Below are 16,524 nucleotides of genomic sequence, written 5' to 3' on the forward strand. Positions count from 1 at the left end.
GAAGACTGTCCTGACTGGCAGCCTCCGACAATGCGGGTCTATAGTCAGCGAACATCTAGAGGATTGCGCCATGAGCGAGCACCCTGCCGATCGTCGCCGCTTCAAACGTATTGCGTTCGATGCCAAAACCGAGCTGAGCCAGGGGGAATTCATCTGGCCGGTGAAGCTGATCGACCTGTCACTCAAGGGGCTGCTGATCGAGAAGCCAGAGCCGTGGCTGGGTAATCGGGATTGGCATTTCCTGGTGGATATTCATCTAACCGACGACGTCGAGATCAAGATGGATGTGATGTTGACCCACGATGATCATGGTCAACTCGGGTTCGTCTGCAAACACATCAGCCTGGAATCGATTGAGCGCCTGCGGCGGTTGATCGAGTTCAACCTGGGGGATCCCGAGGAACTGGAGCGCGAATTGGGCGCTTTGATCGAAATCTGACGATTCGACGCAAACCCTGTGGGAGCCGGGCTTGCCCGCGATGACGTCTTCAGCTCCGACACAAATATCGACTGACAAACCGCTATCGCGGGCAAGCCCGGCTCCCACAGGATGGTGTACTTTGCTACCCGCAGCTACTCGAACAATGCGTCGAGGGCCTGTTCCAGACGGGTCACGGCAATAATCTGCAACCCCGGCGGCGCTTCCTTGGGCGCATTGCCCTTGGGCACGATGGCGCGTTTGAAGCCGTGCTTGGCGGCTTCCTTCAAGCGTTCCTGGCCACTCGGCACCGGGCGCACTTCGCCCGACAGCCCGACTTCGCCGAACACCAGCAAGTCATGGGGCAGCGGGCGGTTACGCAAACTGGACATGACCGCGGCCATCAACGCCAGGTCGGAGGCCGTTTCCAGCACCTTCACCCCGCCGACCACGTTGAGGAAGACGTCCTGATCGTGAGTCGGAATCCCGCCGTGACGGTGCAGCACCGCCAGCAACATCGCCAGACGATTCTGATCCAGCCCCAGCGTGACCCGACGCGGGTTCGCCAAATGGCTATCATCCACCAGTGCCTGGACTTCCACCAGCATCGGCCGCGTTCCTTCCCACGTCGCCATGACCACACTGCCCGGTACTTCTTCCTGCGCACGTGTCAGAAAAATCGCTGACGGGTTGGAGACTTCTTTCAGGCCCTTGTCGGTCATGCCGAAAACGCCCAATTCGTTGACAGCGCCGAAACGGTTTTTTACCGCGCGCAACAGACGCAGCCGTCCATCGGATTCGCCTTCGAAATACAGCACCGTATCGACCATGTGCTCCAGCACGCGCGGTCCGGCCAAGGCGCCTTCTTTTGTCACGTGGCCGACCAGGAAAATCGCCGTGCCGCTCTGCTTGGCATACCGCACCAGCAATGCCGCACTTTCCCTGACCTGCGACACGCCACCCGGTGCCGATTGCAGTTGCTCGGTGAAGATCGTCTGAATGGAGTCGATCACCATGACCTTGGGCTTTTCGACCCGGGCGGTGGCAATGATGGTTTCGATGCAGGTTTCGGTCATCACCCGCAGCTGATCCTGAGGCAGGCCCAGACGACGCGCGCGCATGGCCACCTGCTGCTGGGATTCTTCGCCGGTGACGTACAGCGCCGGCATGACTTTGGCGAGGTTGCACAAGGTTTGCAGGAGAATGGTCGATTTACCAATGCCCGGGTCACCGCCGATCAGCACCACCGAACCATCCACCAGGCCACCGCCCAACACCCGATCGAGCTCGCTGGACGCGGTGGAGAAGCGCGGAATCTCTTCGACGCTGACTTCGGCCAAGGTCTTGATCTGTGCCTGCTGGCCGGTCCAACCGGTGCGACCGCTGGGTGCTGCGGCACCGCCGCTCTCGACCATGGTTTCGGTCAGCGTGTTCCAGGCCCCGCACTCGCCGCACTGGCCGGCCCACTTGGGGAAGGTTGAGCCGCACTCGGTGCAGCCGTACATGCGCTTGGCCTTGGCCATCTGAACTCCCGGCAAAAACCGCGATGATAGCTCAGCTGACGCGGATCAGCGCGGCGCCGCTGTGCGGATTTCACCGTTGGCCAGACGCGCGGCGCTGTTGCCCAACGGATCTTCGGCATTCAGGTCGGCGCCCTTGGCCTTGAGCTCATCCAGCAATTCGACTCGCTTGAACAGTCCCGCGTACATCGCGGCCGTCTGGCCAGCGCCGTTACGTTGGTCGGGGCTGCAATGGGCGGCCAACAGAGTTTTGGCGATCTGGATTTCGCCCTTGAAAATGGCGCCCATCAGGGCGGTGTTGCCGCGCTGATCCTGAGCGCAGGCATCGGCCCCGGCTGCGAGCAAACGGTCCACGGCGGCTGTCTGGCCGTGATAGGCCGCAAGAATCAGCGCGGTGTAACCCTTGCTGTCGCGGGTAGCGAGGGAATATTTGGCCTCAATGAAGGTATCGAGCATCGGCACATCGCCACGGCGGGCGGCGTCGAAGTAATAATTTTGCAGTTGAACCTTCAGCGCTGCGGGATCTTCGGCCGGCGCGCCGAATACGCTCAACGACACGCACGCCAGAAACATCGATAGACAAAAACGCATGGCAAGCTCCTAGGGCTGACGGAGCCTCGTCAGAGGCCCCGCTTTTCAGGCAAACGCGATCAGTCCGCCAGCTTGGCCGCCAGCGCCTTGACCCGGCTCAGATCACCCTTGGCCACTTTGGTCACGCCGCTGCCGTATTCCGGGTCGGCCTTATAAAGGAAGGACAGGATGATGTGCTTGCTTTCGTCATCGGTGGTGGCCAGTGAGCCGCCGAAGCTCTCGATCAAGTCCTTGCGTTCTTTCTTGCTGAACGAGCGATACAGATCGCCGGCCTGCTTGAAGTTCTGCTCACGCTGGATCTTCGCCTGCTGAGTGCTGCCCGACAGGGCCGACTGGCTGTAACGTGCGGTTTGCGGCTCGTCACGCGGCAGCAAACGGCTCGGCTGATAATTCACGCCGCTACTGCTGTGACCGATGTTCATCGCGCCATCCTGATTGCCGTTGTTCACAGCGACCTTGGGTGCATTGATCGGCAATTGAAGTGCATTGGCGCCCAGGCGATACAGTTGAGTATCGGCATAAGAAAACACCCGCCCCTGTAATAAGCGATCTTCGGAAGGTTCGATGCCTGGAACAAGATTGGCCGGTGCCATGGCAACTTGTTCTGTGTCCTGGAAGACATTTGCCGGATTACGGTTCAACACCATTTGTCCAACTTTTCGCTCAGGAACTCCGGGCCAGATTTTGGTTGCGTCCAATGGATCGAAATCAAACTTGTACACGTCTTGAGGATTTAATACCTGGACGTACAAGTCCCATTTAGGAAAGTCACCCTTGTTAATATGAAACACCAAATCATTAGTCATATGACTGTAGTCTTGGCCTTGTACTTTGGTCACCGCTTTTGGATCGAGGTTATTAATCCCCTGCAAACTTTTCCAGTGAAACTTCACGTAGTGAATTTCACCTTTGGCATTTACCAACTTGTAAGCATGAACACCATTACCGTCCATTTCCCGATAACTGGCGGGTGTACCGGAATTTGAATACAACTCCGTCAAGGTGCGAGTGGCTTCCGGGACATGGGAGAAGAAATCGAAGCGGCGGGCATCATCGTCCAGGTTGGTACGCGGGTCTGGCTTGAAGGCGTGGACCATGTCCGGGAATTTGATCGCATCACGAATGAAGAAGGTCGGGAAATTGTTGCCGACCAGGTCCCAGTTGCCGTCCGCGGTGTAGAACTTGGTGGCAAAGCCGCGGGGGTCACGCAGGGTTTCTGGCGAATGGTTGCCGTGGACGACCGCCGAGAAACGCACGAACACCGGGGTGCTCTGACCACCCGCAAATACCTTGGCCTTGGTCAGGTCACTCAAGTCATCCGTCACGGTGAAGGTGCCGTGGGCACCGGTGCCGCGGGCATGCACGACGCGCTCGGGAATGCGCTCACGGTCAAAGCGTTGGAGCTTCTGGATCAGTTGCACGTCCTGTAGCAGCACCGGGCCGTTGGCGCCGGCGGTTTGCGAGTTCTGGTTATCGCCCACGGCAGCGCCGTTGTCTCGGGTCAGGGTCGAAGCGTGGACGGAGAAGGACAGCAGGCTGGCGGTTAATACGCCGAGGGTGTACCGAGAGGGGAAAGCCCCAAGGCCAATGGTCGAATTCATATCAGGTTCCTCTGTTTTCAAGGCGCACTCCAAGTGCGCTCCCCAGAGGCTAGAGGCCCGGACCGCAGAACATAAATAGAAAGAACGTAATACGATGATTCATAAATTTATGTGGCTAATCAGCTCGTTAGCACGTATTTCGCGCGCGATTGGTGGCACTTTGAAAACTAATTGGCGGCAAATGTGTCGATAAACACGAGTATTGTAAGAAGCTGTTTCGAGCAAGAGCCGTAATGCTGCTTTACACTGCGTTCCACCAACCTCATCTGTAACAAGGAAATAACCTATGGGCGTGATAAGTGAGTTCAAGGCCTTCGCGGTCAAAGGTAATGTGGTCGACATGGCCGTCGGTATCATCATCGGCGCCGCCTTCGGCAAGATCGTTTCATCGTTTGTCGGCGACGTGGTGATGCCGCCAATAGGCCTGTTGATCGGAGGGGTGGACTTCAGTGACCTGGCCGTTACGCTCAAGGCAGCCAACGGGGATGTCCCGGCGGTGGTGCTGGCCTACGGTAAGTTCATCCAGAGCCTGATCGACTTCGTCATCGTCGCCTTCGCGATCTTCATGGGCGTCAAAGCCATCAACCGTCTGAAACGCGAAGAGGCTGTTGCGCCAACCCTGCCGCCGGTTCCAACCAAGGAAGAAGAGCTGTTGAGCGAGATCCGTGATCTGCTCAAGGCCCAGAACAATCAGCCCTGAAGGCTGATTGCAAATAGAAACGGCGCCTTCGGGGCGCCGTTTTTTTTTACCAGAAGTTCTCGACCGCCACCTGGCCGGGTCGTCGACTGAGGCTCAAGTGCATGTCCCGCTGTTTGAGCAACTTGCGTGTGTCATCGATCATCTGAGGGTTGCCGCAGAGCATGACCCGCGAATGCTCGGCCGTCAGCGCCACCCCCGCCACCCGCTCCAGTTCGCCATTTTCTATCAACGTCGTGATTCGCCCGTTCAGGGCGCCGGGGTGCTCCTCGCGCGTGACGGTGGCGATGAACTGCAATTTGTGCGCGTATTCGGCCAGATAGTCGCGCTGCGCCAGCCCCGCGATCAGCGCCTGATAAGCCAGCTCGCGGGCTTCCCTTACGCTGTAGACCAGGATGATCCGCTCGAATTTCTCCCACACCTCGAAGTCCTGCAGGATCGACAAAAACGGCGCCACGCCGGTGCCTGTGGATAACAACCAGAGATCACGACCGTCGACGAAACGATCCAGCGTCAGGTAGCCAAAGGCCTGACGGTCGACCAACAGCGTATCGCCAATCTGCAGCCGGCTCAGTTCACTGGTGAACTCCCCGCCGGGCACAACGATGGAAAAGAACTCGAGAAACTCGTCATGTGGCGAGGAGACCATTGAATAGGCGCGCCACACCGTACTGCCATCGGCCCGGGTCACGCCCAGCCGGGCGAATTGCCCTGCCCGAAAACGAAAGCCGGGATCTCTGCTGGCCCGCAACGTGAACAGGTTGGGGGTCAACGGCTGAACGTCGGTCAGGGTCTGGCGAGTGAATTTTTCTGCGCTGGCGGTCATGGGGTGCTCCATTCAACAGATGCCCCAGTGTCCCGCAAAGCGAGTGATGTAAACACCGGTGATTTGTAGTGGCTTTAGACAAGACTCCATATCCTGCGGTTATTAGTACGGTTTTAAATCACTCTCTTTCCAGACCAACGAAAGGGTGCAAAAGCAAAGTTCAATAGTTACATTGGGTACAACATATAACTTTGTTAATTCATGACTAAGAACCATTTATTTACTTTTCAACCTTTTCAAGAGCAAAAAAATTGCAGCCTGTTCGTAGGATTACTCCTACACTCGTGGCGTGCTGGATTTCGGATCCAATATGCACCCCCCAAGATACCCGCATGGAGTTACGCTAATGGAAATGTGGAAGGAATCACGTTTAAGACAGATAGCTGAAGCGAAAGACGTTGAACCTGCCTATGAGATTTCACTGGATTTCGTCAAAAGCCTTGGCTTTAATTTTTGTGCATTTTCAATCACTTCTCACTTACGAGGCCCACGCTTCGATAGAGTGAATTTCAATAACTACCCCAGTGGCTGGAACGCGGAATATGAACAAAACCACTTCAGGGAAATCGACCCGATAGTAGCTCATTGCAATCGTTCAACAATGCCCATTTTATGGGAAGAGAAGGTTTACTCGAAGACACCAACGCTGTGGCAAGCACAGAAAGAACTGGGTTTGCAGTATGGCTGGTCGCAATCGCTGCATGGCGATAACGGGCTGCGCAGCATGCTTAGCCTGGCAAGAAGCGACAGCCCCATCACCCCCTATGAATTTTATGAAAAACTGGGTTACATGATTTTCATCGGCAACCATCTGCATGGGCTCGTCGCTAAAAAACTCCCCGATCGCGTGAAGGATTGCTGCAAACCTCATTTATCAGTACGCGAGATCGAGATATTGAAACTGTCAGCCGATGGCAAAACCGCCTATGAAATAGGCTGTATCCTCTGCATCACTGAACGCACCGCAAATTTTCATATTCACAGGGCAATCCAGAAACTGGGCGTCAACAACAAGCTCGCAGCAGTGGTCGCGGCAACCAGGGCGTGCATGATCTGAGCAGTACGCCCGAGTACCGATGAGGAAAAACCTGCGAGTATTCCAAAAGAAAAAAACGTACCATTTGCGGCTCCTCCAGAGTGATGACGAGTGAACCATTACGTCGCAGTCCACTCGGACGGTCCCGCCCGCTACAACGCTTCAGGCAGCGGGACACCACACTCGTTGACTACCCAGAGCCCCGCCTCATGCCCCTGCTCGAAACGCCCTTCGCCCAACTCGATCTGATCCGTCAGCCAGAACAGCAAAACGAACCGCTGCAAGCTTTCGACGCAGCAGACGAATACCTGCTCAATCATCTGGCCGTGCAACAAACGGCCGCCGACACTCGGGTACTGGTGCTCAACGACAGTTTCGGCGCATTGGCTGCGAGCCTGGCGGGAAAAGTGGTGGTGACCACCAGCGGCGACTCGTTCCTGGCCTTCCAGGGCCTGGAAAAGAATCTGATCCGCAACGGCCAAGCCTTCGATGCCGTGCCGAGCGTACCGGCCAACGAAGCTTTTGCGGGGCCGTTTGACCGTGTGTTGATCCGGGTGCCGAAAACCCTGGCCTTGCTGGAAGAGCAACTGATTCGCCTGCAAAACCAACTGGCTCCGGGCGCCCAGGTCATCGCTGCGGCGATGGTCAAGCATTTGCCTCGTGCCGCCGGTGACCTGCTGGAACGTTACATCGGCCCGGTGCAAGCCTCGTTGGCGGTGAAAAAAGCCCGACTGCTGATCGCAACGCCCGAAGCCAAAAGCCCAGCCGTGTCCCCCTACCCTTCCCGCTATCAACTCGACACGCCGGCGATCGAACTGCTGAACCACGCCAATGTGTTCTGCCGCGAAGGGCTGGACATCGGCACTCGAGCATTTCTTCCACACTTGCCACAGAACCTCGGTACCGCGCGCGTTGCCGATCTCGGTTGTGGTAACGGCGTACTGGCAATCGCCAGCGCTCTACAAAACCCTGAAGCCCATTACACGCTGGTGGACGAGTCATTCATGGCGGTGCAATCGGCCGCCGAAAACTGGCGCGCTGCACTGGGTGATCGTGACGTGATCGTGCGCGCCGGCGATGGCCTGGCCGGGCAAGAGCCGCAATCGCTGGACGTGGTGCTGTGCAATCCACCTTTTCACCAGCAACAAGTCGTCGGCGATTTTCTTGCCTGGCGGATGTTCCAGCAGGCGCGCGAAGCCCTGGTAACTGGCGGTGCGTTGTACATCGTCGGCAACCGTCACCTCGGTTACCACAGCAAGCTCGCGCGGTTGTTCCGTGGCGTCGAGCAAGTGGCGGCCACACCGAAATTCGTCATTCTCAAAGCCCGCAAATAATCGCAGGTAAAAAAAACCCTCCGTGACAGGAGGGTTTGAATCCGTGCCGCAAGGCAACGGGATGGGAATCTCGGGTGTTTCAGTGCGTGGACAGACCTGCGGCGTTCATGAACATGCGCATCAAACTGGCCACGATAAACAGGGCCCCCACGCTACCGACCCAAATCAAGGCCAACCAACCGAGCCGCTGCCAAAGCGGTTTTTTCTCTGCCGCCTTGATTTCCTCCAGGGAATGTTTGCCAGCCATCATCTTGACCTCCTCTGAAACGGCGCAGGTTCAAGCCCTGCGCCATTGTCGTGTGCGCTAGTGATAACCGTCTTCGTGGGTCACCTTGCCGCGGAACACGTAGTAGCTCCAGAAGGTATAACCCAGGATGAACGGGATGATGAACAGCGTACCGACCAGCATGAAGCCCTGGCTTTGCGGCGGTGCAGCAGCGTCCCAGATCGAGATCGAAGGCGGCACGATGTTGGGCCACAGGCTGATGCCCAGACCGCTGTAGCCCAGGAAGATCAGCACCAGGGTCAGCAGGAATGGCGTGTAGTGCGCATTTCGGGCCACGGCGCGAATCAGTCCGTACATGGTCACCAGCACCAGGATCGGTACTGGCAGGAACCAGAACAGATTCGGCAGGGTAAACCAGCGAGCCGCGATCTCGGCATGGGCAAGCGGGGTCCAGATACTGACGATACCGATCACCGCCAACACCACGAACGCCAACGGCCGCGCCAGATCATGCATCTGCTCCTGCAACTTGCCTTCGGTCTTCATGATCAGCCAAGTGCAACCCAGCAGCGCATAAGCCACCACCAACGCGAGGCCGCAGAACAGCGTGAACGGTGTCAGCCAGTCCAGTGAACCGCCCGCAAACTGGCGGTTGACCACTGGCAACCCGTCGATGAATGCACCCAGCGCCACACCCTGGAAGAACGTTGCGGCAATCGAACCACCGATAAACGCCTTGTCCCACAGATGACGCTTGTCGTCCTTGGCCTTGAAGCGGAACTCGAACGCCACGCCGCGGAAAATCAGCCCGATCAGCATGAAAATCAGCGGCAGGTACAGCGCCGAGAGCACCACCGAATAGGCCAGCGGGAACGCGCCGAACAACGCCGCGCCGCCCAGCACCAGCCAGGTTTCGTTGCCGTCCCAGACAGGGGCGACGGTGTTCATCATCACGTCACGGTCAGTCTTGCCCGGGATGAACGGGAAGAGAATCCCGATCCCCAGGTCGAAACCGTCCATGACCACGTACATCATGATGCCGAAGATGATGATCACGGCCCAGATCAGCGGAAGATCAATACCCATGACTCAAATCTCCTTGGTCAGGCTGGGGCGGTGGTCAGCGTCTGCACCATCGTCGTCGGCCGCAGAAAGCGGACGGGCCGGCGTGCGTTTCTGGCCAGGGCCACCGTCATTGGTTTCCTTGCCTTCGTCGATCTTCGGCCCTTTGCGCACCAGGCGCATCATGTAGCCCAGACCGGCACCGAACAGCGCGAAATACACCACCACGAATAGGATCAGCGTGATGCTCATCTGCATGAAGCTGTGATTGGAGGACGCGTCCGCCGTGCGCATCAGGCCATAGACCACCCACGGCTGACGGCCGATTTCAGTGGTAAACCAACCGGCAAGGATCGCAATCAGTCCGGACGGACCCATCCACAACGCCAGATAAAGGAACGGTCGCGAGGTGTACAACTTATCGCTCTTGCGCAGCCACAGGCTCCACAGTCCGGTGAAGATCATCAGCATGCCCAGACCCACCATGATCCGGAATGACCAGAACACGATGGTGGAATTAGGACGGTCTTCAGGCGGAAAATCTTTCAGCGCCGGCACTTGCTTATCCAGGGAATGCGTCAGGATCAAGCTGCCCAGATACGGAATTTCCACCGCGAACTTGGTCCGCTCTTCTTTCATGTCCGGCCAGCCGAACAGGATCAGCGGGGTTGGCTCATCGCCGTGGTTTTCCCAGTGACCTTCGATCGCGGCGATTTTCGCCGGCTGGTGCTCGAGCGTGTTCAACCCGTGAAAGTCACCGATGACCGCCTGAATCGGCGCCACGATCAAGGCCATCCACATGGCCATCGAGAGCATGGTGCGGATGGCCGGGTTGTCCTTGCCGCGCAGCAAGTGCCAGGCCGCCGAAGAGCCGACAAAGAAGGCGGTGGCGACGAACGCAGCCGTGGCCATGTGCATCAGGCGGTACGGGAATGACGGGTTGAAGATCACGGCGAACCAGTCGGTTGGAATGACCTGGCCATTGATGATTTCGAAACCCTGCGGGGTTTGCATCCAGCTGTTGGAGGCGAGAATCCAGAAGGTCGAGATCAGCGTGCCGATGGCGACCATGACCGTGGCGAAGAAGTGCAGGTTGCGCCCGACCTTGTTCCAGCCAAACAGCATGACGCCTAGGAAACCGGCCTCCAGGAAGAACGCGGTCAGGACTTCATACGTCAGCAACGGCCCGGTCACGGAACCGGCAAAGTCCGAGAAGCGGCTCCAGTTGGTGCCGAACTGATACGCCATGACCAACCCGGACACCACGCCCATGCCGAAGTTGACGGCAAAGATCTTCGACCAGAAATGGTACAGATCACGGTAAGTGTCGTTGTTCGTCTTCAGCCACAGGCCTTCGAGTACCGCCAGGTAACTCGCCAGGCCAATGGTGATAGCCGGGAACAGGATGTGGAACGAGATGGTGAACGCGAACTGAATTCGGGCGAGATCAAGCGCCTCCAAACCGAACATAAGTCTTCCTCTGTCAGGTAATACCGGCTGAAGGCTTGCGGCCTGCACCCACTGCCCCCACGGATATGGAGTGTGGCGAATTTGAATTCGTTCTTTTTTTACAACCATCACAACGTAGGGAGTCTGGCCATCTGGCCGCCGGATCATTTCCACAAGGGTCTTGATCTGGATCAAGCAATGGTTAAAAGAGTAGTCCCATTTTTGACGATGTACGGTGTGGTCTTTTGCCGCGTGACAGGTTGCCTCATAGCTCTGCTCATGAACTGAAACACATTACCTGTGGAAGCGAGCCTGCTGTGGCGAGGGGGCTTGCCCCCGTTTCGGCCGCGCAACCGCCGTAAGTTGGATGATGCGGGTGTGCCTGTTGTAATGAGTTGCCAATAAATTGGGGCCGCTTCGCAGCGCGACGGGGGCAAGCCCCCTCGCCACGGGAGATCGGTGTTTAGCTAACTAAATTTCCAGGGGCCGCAACTTCTGGTTACAGGTTGGTGATAATCTCGACCCTTCCCTCGCTCAAGACCTGCCCTCAGATGCCCAGCCAAGCGCCCTTGCTGTTACGCCATCACCGCCCTTTTATCGCGTTCTGGCTGGCTCGGGTGTTCACAGCCAGCGGTTTTCAAATGCTCACCGTGGCCATCGGCTGGAATCTGTATCAACTGACCGGCAATGTGCTCGATCTGGGTCTGGTGGGGCTGGTGGAATTTGCCCCGCGGGTGCTGTTCATGCTGCACACCGGGCACGTTGCGGACCGCTATGACCGGCGCAAGGTCGCGGCGATCTGCCAGTCTCTGCAAGCGTTGATTGCCCTGTCCCTGGCCATCGGCAGCGCGACCGACCATGTCACCCGAGAGATGATCTTCATTCTCGCGTTCTTGCTGGGGGCTGCGCGCTCATTCGAGATGCCGACCACCCAGGCCTTGCTGCCGAGCATCGTGCCCAGCGCGCTATTCCCCCGCGCCGTCGCCGCCGCACAGTCGGCCCAACAATCCGCCACCATCGTCGCCCCGGCCCTGGGTGGTTTGCTCTATGCCTTCGGCAGCGTCTGGGTGTATGGCCCGACGGTGATCCTCTACATCATTGCCTGCTTGTTGATGCTCAACCTGCCGGCCCGGCAAACGCCGCTGAACAAGGGCAAGGCAACCCTTGATTCGTTGCTCGCGGGTATCCGCTTCATTCGCAGTCGCCCGGACATTCTCGGGGCGATTTCCCTGGATCTGTTTGCGGTATTGCTCGGCGGTGCGACGGCGCTGCTGCCGGTGTTCGCCAAGGACATCCTGTTGACCGGCCCCTGGGGCCTGGGCCTGTTGCGCTCAGCCCCGGCAGTCGGTGCGCTGCTGATGTCGCTGTACCTGGCGCGATTCGCCGTGGAGCGCAAAGTCGGGCGGGTAATGTTCACGGCCGTCGGTGTGTTCGGCGTCGCGACCATCGCATTTGGCCTCTCGACTTCATTCTGGTTTTCCCTGGCCGTACTGGTGGTGTTGGGCGCAGCGGACATGATCAGCATGGTGATCCGCGCCTCCTTCGTGCAACTGGAAACCCCGGACGAAATGCGCGGCCGGGTCAGCGCCGTGAACGGTTTGTTCATCGGTGCTTCGAACCAGTTGGGCGAGTTCGAATCCGGCCTCACCGCCCATTGGTTCGGCACCGTGCCGGCGGTGGTCATGGGCGGTATCGGCACGCTGGTGGTGACCGGGGCGTGGATCAAACTGTTCCCGACCCTGGCCAACCGCGACCGCATGCATGTGCCGGTGGAAGAAGCCAAGGTCTAGAGCAGTTTGTCGAGGGTGATGGGGAAATCCCTCACCCGTTTGCCGGTGGCGTGATAAATGGCATTCGCCACCGCCGCCGCCACCCCGACGATGCCGATTTCGCCTACCCCCTTGGAGCCGAGGGCGTTGACGATCTCGTCGCGTTCTTCGACAAACAGCACATCAATTTCGCCGATGTCGGCGTTTACCGGGATGTGGTACTCGGCCAGGCTGTGGTTCATGTGACGACCCAGCGCATGGTCGGTTTGCGTCTCCTCGTGCAGCGCCATGCCGATACCCCACACCACGCCACCGAGAATCTGGCTGCGGGCCATTTTCGGGTTGACCACCCGGCCTGCGGCAATGGCGCTGACCACCCGGCTCACCTTCACCGTGCCCAAATCCTCATCCACCAGCACCTCGACGAACACGGCCGAGTGGGTCGCGGTGGCGTAGGCTTCGCGTTTTTTGTCGGGCTCGGCGTCTACTTGAACCTCAATCACATCTTCGCCGCTGTTCCGGGCTAAATCAGACAGCTTTATCCGCGCGTCACCGAATGACAGCTGTCCTTCTTCGAAAACCGACTGCTCAGAGGTCACGCCACTGAATGCAGGACACGTTTGCCGCGCCACAGCGAGCAGTTTTTCCTTCAGCGCTTCACAGGCTTGCTGCACGGCAGTGCCGACCGACGAAACCGTGAACGATCCGCCCTGCAATGGCGCGGTCGGTAATGAAGAGTCACCAAGGACAAAAGTGACGTCCTTCAGCGAAACGCCCGACGACTGCGCGGCGATTTGCGTCATTACCGTGTAGGTTCCGGTGCCGATGTCTGTGGTCGCGCTACTAACCGTTAGTTTGCCGTTGTGATCGAGCGATGCCTTGGCACTGGCCTTCTGCTGCATAGCCTCCCAGACGCCTCCGGCCATGCCCCAACCGACCAATTGCCGACCGTGACGCATGCTTCGGGGTTCGGCATTGCGCTTATCCCAGCCAAAACGTTTGGCGCCTTGGGCGTAGCACTCACGCAGTTCTTTGCTGGAGTACGGTTTGTCTTCGTTCTGATTGCGTTCGGAGTAGTTGATCAAGCGCAACTGAACCGGATCGATCGCTAATGCGCACGCCAGTTCGTCCATTGCACATTCAAGTCCGATCAATCCCAGTGCCGCGCCTGGGGCACGCATGTCCAGCGGTGTGAAAACGTCCAGCGGCAGCAGTTTGTAGGTCAGCTGCACGTTGTCGCAGTGATAGAGCATGCCGCTCCACTCCACTACGTGCTCGGTGAAATCTTCGAAGCGCGAAGTCTGGCCGATGGCAGTGTGCGCGACCGCGAGCAACCGACCATTGGCCGCCGCGCCCAATTGCAAGCGCTGCAAGGTGCGTGGGCGATAGCCGAAAGTGAACATCTGCTGGCGCGTCAACGTCACGCGCACCGAACGTTTGAGCTCCAACGCCGCCATCACAGCCAAGGGCAATTGATACTGCGGACGCAAGCCCGAACCGAATGCACCGCCCACATAGGCAGCGAAAACTCTGACCTGCTCCTTCTCAAGCCCGAAGACCTTTTGCACATAGGACTGACAGTTCTGCGGGCCTTGGGTCTTGTCGTGGATGTGCAGACTGCCATCGGCCTGATACAGCACCGTGCTGGCGTGGGCTTCCATCGGGTTGTGGTGTTCGATCGGGGTGCTGTAGTTCAGATCCAGACTCACGGCCGCGCCGGCAAACTCAGCCTGAAAATTCCCACGTGGCTTGGGCAATTCGGCGGGTGCGGTATGGGCTTCGCCTTGCAGCGATAGCAGATCGGTCTGATGAGACTCGGCTTCGTATTCAATCTTTATCAACGAACCTGCATGGCGCGCCAGCTCAAGGTTATCCGCGACGACGAGTGCCAGTGGCTGGCCGCTGTACAGGACCCGATCGTTGTACAACGGGCGAAACGGCGAACCTTCGGCCGAGTCAGCGTCTTCGTAATCTTTGTCGTAATTGGCGATTCTCGGGCGATTGTTGTGATCAATCACCGCTACCACGCCAGGCAGCGCCAGCGCCTCGGATGCGTCGATGCTGACCACGCGACCGCTGGCAATGTTGCTCGAAACGACGCTGCCGTGCAGCAAGCCTTCCTCGGGAAACTCACCGGCGTAGCGGGCCTGGCCGGTGACTTTGAGCTGGCCGTCGACCCGATCCAGCGATTGGCCCATGGGTTTGGTGAAGGTGTTCATCAGGCGTGTCCTCCCAGCGCGGCATCACTCAGGGCGCGGACAATGGCTCGGCGCGCCAGTTTGACTTTAAAGGCGTTATGTTCGAGCGGTTCGGCGTTTTGCAGCAAAGCGTCGGCGGCGGCGCCGAAAGTTTCGCTGCTGACCGCTTTGCCCACCAGCCAGTTTTCGACGGTTTTGTCGCGCCAGGGTTTGTGCGCTACACCGCCGAGGACCAGCCGCGCTTCACGAATGATCGGCCCGGTCATTTCGAGCGCAGCAGCCACCGAGACCAGTGCAAAGGCATACGACGCACGATCTCGAATCTTCAAGTAATGGCTGTACTCGGCAAAACCGGGGGAGGGTAACTCGATGGCAATGATCAGTTCATCGTCGGCCAGTTGGTTGTCGCGCTCCGGCGTATCGCCGGGCAAACGATGGAAGTCGGCGAACTCGATGGTCCGCGCACCGCCGCGACCTTGCACGTGGACCACGGCTTCCAGGGCGGCCAAAGCAACGCACATGTCGGACGGATGAGTGGCGACGCACTGCGCACTGGCGCCAAGGATCGCGTGAATTCGGTTCAGCCCCTCCCGCGCCGGACAGCCGCTGCCGGGTTCGCGTTTGTTGCACGGCACGCTGGCATCGTAGAAGTAATAGCAGCGCGTGCGTTGCAGCAGATTGCCGCCGGTGCTGGCCATGTTGCGCAACTGCGGTGAAGCGCCAGCCAAAATGGCTTGGGACAACAGCGGGTAACGCTGTTCGATCAACGGGTGCCAGGCCAGATCAGCGTTGCTGACCAGGGCGCCGATCATCAATCCGCCTTTGGTCGTTTCGGTGACTTCGCGTAATGGCAAACCGGTGATGTCGATCAAGTGCTCGGGGCGGGTGAGGTTTTCCTTCATCAAATCCAGCAGATTCGTACCGCCAGCGATGAAGCGCGATGCCGGGCCGGCGAGATGAACCGCGTCCTGCACCGAATCCGGCTTGCTGTAATGGAAAGGGTTCATTGGCCACCGCCTTGCCCAAGTTGACGGCAGACTGGAAGCGCCTCCTCGATGGCGTCGCGGATGTTGTTGTAGGCGCCACAACGACAGAGGTTGCCGCTCATCAGCTCTTGAATTTCTTCAGTGGTTTGCGCCCAACCTTCGTTGACCAAACCCACCGCCGAGCAGATCTGCCCCGGCGTGCAATAGCCGCATTGAAAGGCATCGTGTTTGATGAAGGCTTGCTGCATCGGATGCAGTTCGTCGCCATTGGCCAATCCTTCAATGGTGGTCAACTCGGCACCGTCGCACATCACCGCCAACGTCAGACAAGCGTTAACCCGTTTGCCGTTGAGCAATACCGTGCAGGCACCGCACTGGCCGTGATCACAGCCTTTTTTCGTGCCGATCAGGTCCAGTTGCTCACGCAGAAGGTCCAGCAATGTGATCCAGGGCAGGATCTCAAGATGACGATCCTGGCCGTTGAGGGACAGGCGTAACGGATGACGTACGAAAGACGGCTGCGCCGCCTCGGGAGTGGTCGCGCTCATAAACACCTCACGGTTGGTCGTACATTCGCGGCGTTTTGGCAAACCGCCGTCATAAGGGGTACGACTTCGGGGTGGGATTAGCGTTCAAGGGAATTGATGGGCGTGGAAAAAGGGTATGTAGCAGCTGGCGAAGCCTGCGTTCGGCTGCGAAGCGGCCGTAAAATCTGCCAACTTGGTCTACCTGATACAACACGGTGGCCAATCTCACGACTGCTTCGCAGCCGAACGCAGGCTGCTACATGGATCGCGCAACGGCAAAAAGA

15 protein-coding genes are annotated in these 16,524 nt (G+C 58.4%); 5 read left to right on the top strand and 10 right to left on the bottom strand.

The window, feature by feature from the left end; genetic code table 11:
* Positions 1-70: 70 nt before the first annotated feature.
* The gene (locus ACA075_RS26330; RefSeq protein WP_497296191.1) at positions 71-439 is read left to right on the top strand and encodes a PilZ domain-containing protein; all 369 of its coding nucleotides are present in this window, start codon (positions 71-73) and stop codon (positions 437-439) included.
* 134 nt (positions 440-573) lie between these two features.
* Here ACA075_RS26330 and radA read toward each other — a convergent pair whose 3' ends face one another.
* Genes radA through ACA075_RS26345 form a run of 3 tightly spaced genes read right to left on the bottom strand, consistent with a single transcriptional unit; the run spans position 574 to position 4,130 of the window.
* Positions 574-1,941: a DNA repair protein RadA gene (radA, locus tag ACA075_RS26335; protein WP_010467488.1), complete on the bottom strand. Its 1,368-nt coding sequence runs from the start codon at positions 1,939-1,941 to the stop codon at positions 574-576.
* A 45-nt stretch (positions 1,942-1,986) separates the two neighbouring features.
* Entirely contained in the window at positions 1,987-2,529 is a 543-nt protein-coding gene (locus ACA075_RS26340) for an ankyrin repeat domain-containing protein (RefSeq protein WP_497296192.1), read from the bottom strand.
* A gap of 59 nt (positions 2,530-2,588) precedes the next feature.
* A complete protein-coding gene (locus ACA075_RS26345; RefSeq protein ID WP_497296193.1) occupies positions 2,589-4,130 on the bottom strand; it encodes a catalase in 1,542 nt (513 codons plus the stop codon).
* Positions 4,131-4,416: 286 nt separating this feature from the next.
* Here ACA075_RS26345 and mscL point away from each other — a divergent pair, with 286 nt between their 5' ends.
* The gene (gene mscL / locus ACA075_RS26350) at positions 4,417-4,830 is read left to right on the top strand and encodes a large-conductance mechanosensitive channel protein MscL (protein WP_497296194.1); all 414 of its coding nucleotides are present in this window, start codon (positions 4,417-4,419) and stop codon (positions 4,828-4,830) included.
* A 46-nt stretch (positions 4,831-4,876) separates the two neighbouring features.
* On the opposite strand, the gene ACA075_RS26355 is transcribed toward mscL, so the two are convergent.
* Positions 4,877-5,653 (bottom strand): ferredoxin--NADP reductase, encoded by a 777-nt coding sequence (locus ACA075_RS26355; protein WP_497296195.1) that lies wholly within the window; start codon positions 5,651-5,653, stop codon positions 4,877-4,879.
* Positions 5,654-5,999: 346 nt separating this feature from the next.
* Here ACA075_RS26355 and ACA075_RS26360 point away from each other — a divergent pair, with 346 nt between their 5' ends.
* Positions 6,000-6,710 carry a LuxR family transcriptional regulator gene (locus tag ACA075_RS26360; protein ID WP_497296196.1) on the top strand — a complete coding sequence of 237 codons (711 nt, stop codon included), beginning with the start codon at positions 6,000-6,002 and terminating at the stop codon, positions 6,708-6,710.
* A gap of 188 nt (positions 6,711-6,898) precedes the next feature.
* Positions 6,899-8,023 carry a methyltransferase gene (locus tag ACA075_RS26365; RefSeq protein WP_497296197.1) on the top strand — a complete coding sequence of 375 codons (1,125 nt, stop codon included), beginning with the start codon at positions 6,899-6,901 and terminating at the stop codon, positions 8,021-8,023.
* A gap of 79 nt (positions 8,024-8,102) precedes the next feature.
* Here ACA075_RS26365 and ACA075_RS26370 read toward each other — a convergent pair whose 3' ends face one another.
* Genes ACA075_RS26370 through ACA075_RS26380 form a run of 3 tightly spaced genes read right to left on the bottom strand, consistent with a single transcriptional unit; the run spans position 8,103 to position 10,781 of the window.
* Positions 8,103-8,270: a DUF2474 domain-containing protein gene (locus tag ACA075_RS26370; protein WP_010467474.1), complete on the bottom strand. Its 168-nt coding sequence runs from the start codon at positions 8,268-8,270 to the stop codon at positions 8,103-8,105.
* 57 nt (positions 8,271-8,327) lie between these two features.
* Complete coding sequence (gene cydB / locus ACA075_RS26375) at positions 8,328-9,335, bottom strand: cytochrome d ubiquinol oxidase subunit II (RefSeq protein WP_219096073.1); 1,008 nt, start codon at positions 9,333-9,335, stop codon at positions 8,328-8,330.
* A gap of 3 nt (positions 9,336-9,338) precedes the next feature.
* Positions 9,339-10,781 (bottom strand): cytochrome ubiquinol oxidase subunit I, encoded by a 1,443-nt coding sequence (locus tag ACA075_RS26380; RefSeq protein WP_497296198.1) that lies wholly within the window; start codon positions 10,779-10,781, stop codon positions 9,339-9,341.
* 530 nt (positions 10,782-11,311) lie between these two features.
* Here ACA075_RS26380 and ACA075_RS26385 point away from each other — a divergent pair.
* On the top strand, positions 11,312-12,550 hold the full coding sequence (locus ACA075_RS26385) for an MFS transporter (protein ID WP_497296199.1): 1,239 nt from the start codon (positions 11,312-11,314) through the stop codon (positions 12,548-12,550).
* Here the strand turns inward: ACA075_RS26385 and ACA075_RS26390 are convergent.
* From ACA075_RS26390 to ACA075_RS26400, 3 genes are read right to left on the bottom strand one after another with little or no spacing between them, the layout of a single operon-like run.
* Positions 12,547-14,748, bottom strand: a complete 2,202-nt coding sequence (locus ACA075_RS26390; protein ID WP_497296200.1) for a xanthine dehydrogenase family protein molybdopterin-binding subunit — start codon at positions 14,746-14,748, stop codon at positions 12,547-12,549. The two genes, ACA075_RS26385 and ACA075_RS26390, sit on opposite strands and share 4 nt — an antisense overlap.
* Positions 14,748-15,734 carry an FAD binding domain-containing protein gene (locus ACA075_RS26395; protein WP_497296201.1) on the bottom strand — a complete coding sequence of 329 codons (987 nt, stop codon included), beginning with the start codon at positions 15,732-15,734 and terminating at the stop codon, positions 14,748-14,750. The genes ACA075_RS26390 and ACA075_RS26395 overlap by 1 nt, the downstream gene beginning before the upstream one ends.
* Positions 15,731-16,261, bottom strand: coding sequence for a (2Fe-2S)-binding protein (locus ACA075_RS26400; protein WP_497296202.1), 531 nt, complete (start codon positions 16,259-16,261; stop codon positions 15,731-15,733). Before ACA075_RS26400 ends, ACA075_RS26395 begins: the two co-directional genes overlap by 4 nt.
* Positions 16,262-16,524: the final 263 nt, after the last annotated feature.

The organism is Pseudomonas sp. LBUM1663 (assembly GCF_059695905.1).

Coding starts and splice junctions, on each gene's coding strand:
- ACA075_RS26330 (WP_497296191.1), top strand. CDS start 71: ATGAGCGAGCACCCTGCCGATCGTCGCCGCTTCAAACGTATTGCGTTC.
- radA (WP_010467488.1), bottom strand. CDS start 1,941: ATGGCCAAGGCCAAGCGCATGTACGGCTGCACCGAGTGCGGCTCAACC.
- ACA075_RS26340 (WP_497296192.1), bottom strand. CDS start 2,529: ATGCGTTTTTGTCTATCGATGTTTCTGGCGTGCGTGTCGTTGAGCGTA.
- ACA075_RS26345 (WP_497296193.1), bottom strand. CDS start 4,130: ATGAATTCGACCATTGGCCTTGGGGCTTTCCCCTCTCGGTACACCCTC.
- mscL (WP_497296194.1), top strand. CDS start 4,417: ATGGGCGTGATAAGTGAGTTCAAGGCCTTCGCGGTCAAAGGTAATGTG.
- ACA075_RS26355 (WP_497296195.1), bottom strand. CDS start 5,653: ATGACCGCCAGCGCAGAAAAATTCACTCGCCAGACCCTGACCGACGTT.
- ACA075_RS26360 (WP_497296196.1), top strand. CDS start 6,000: ATGGAAATGTGGAAGGAATCACGTTTAAGACAGATAGCTGAAGCGAAA.
- ACA075_RS26365 (WP_497296197.1), top strand. CDS start 6,899: ATGCCCCTGCTCGAAACGCCCTTCGCCCAACTCGATCTGATCCGTCAG.
- ACA075_RS26370 (WP_010467474.1), bottom strand. CDS start 8,270: ATGGCTGGCAAACATTCCCTGGAGGAAATCAAGGCGGCAGAGAAAAAA.
- cydB (WP_219096073.1), bottom strand. CDS start 9,335: ATGGGTATTGATCTTCCGCTGATCTGGGCCGTGATCATCATCTTCGGC.
- ACA075_RS26380 (WP_497296198.1), bottom strand. CDS start 10,781: ATGTTCGGTTTGGAGGCGCTTGATCTCGCCCGAATTCAGTTCGCGTTC.
- ACA075_RS26385 (WP_497296199.1), top strand. CDS start 11,312: ATGCCCAGCCAAGCGCCCTTGCTGTTACGCCATCACCGCCCTTTTATC.
- ACA075_RS26390 (WP_497296200.1), bottom strand. CDS start 14,748: ATGAACACCTTCACCAAACCCATGGGCCAATCGCTGGATCGGGTCGAC.
- ACA075_RS26395 (WP_497296201.1), bottom strand. CDS start 15,734: ATGAACCCTTTCCATTACAGCAAGCCGGATTCGGTGCAGGACGCGGTT.
- ACA075_RS26400 (WP_497296202.1), bottom strand. CDS start 16,261: ATGAGCGCGACCACTCCCGAGGCGGCGCAGCCGTCTTTCGTACGTCAT.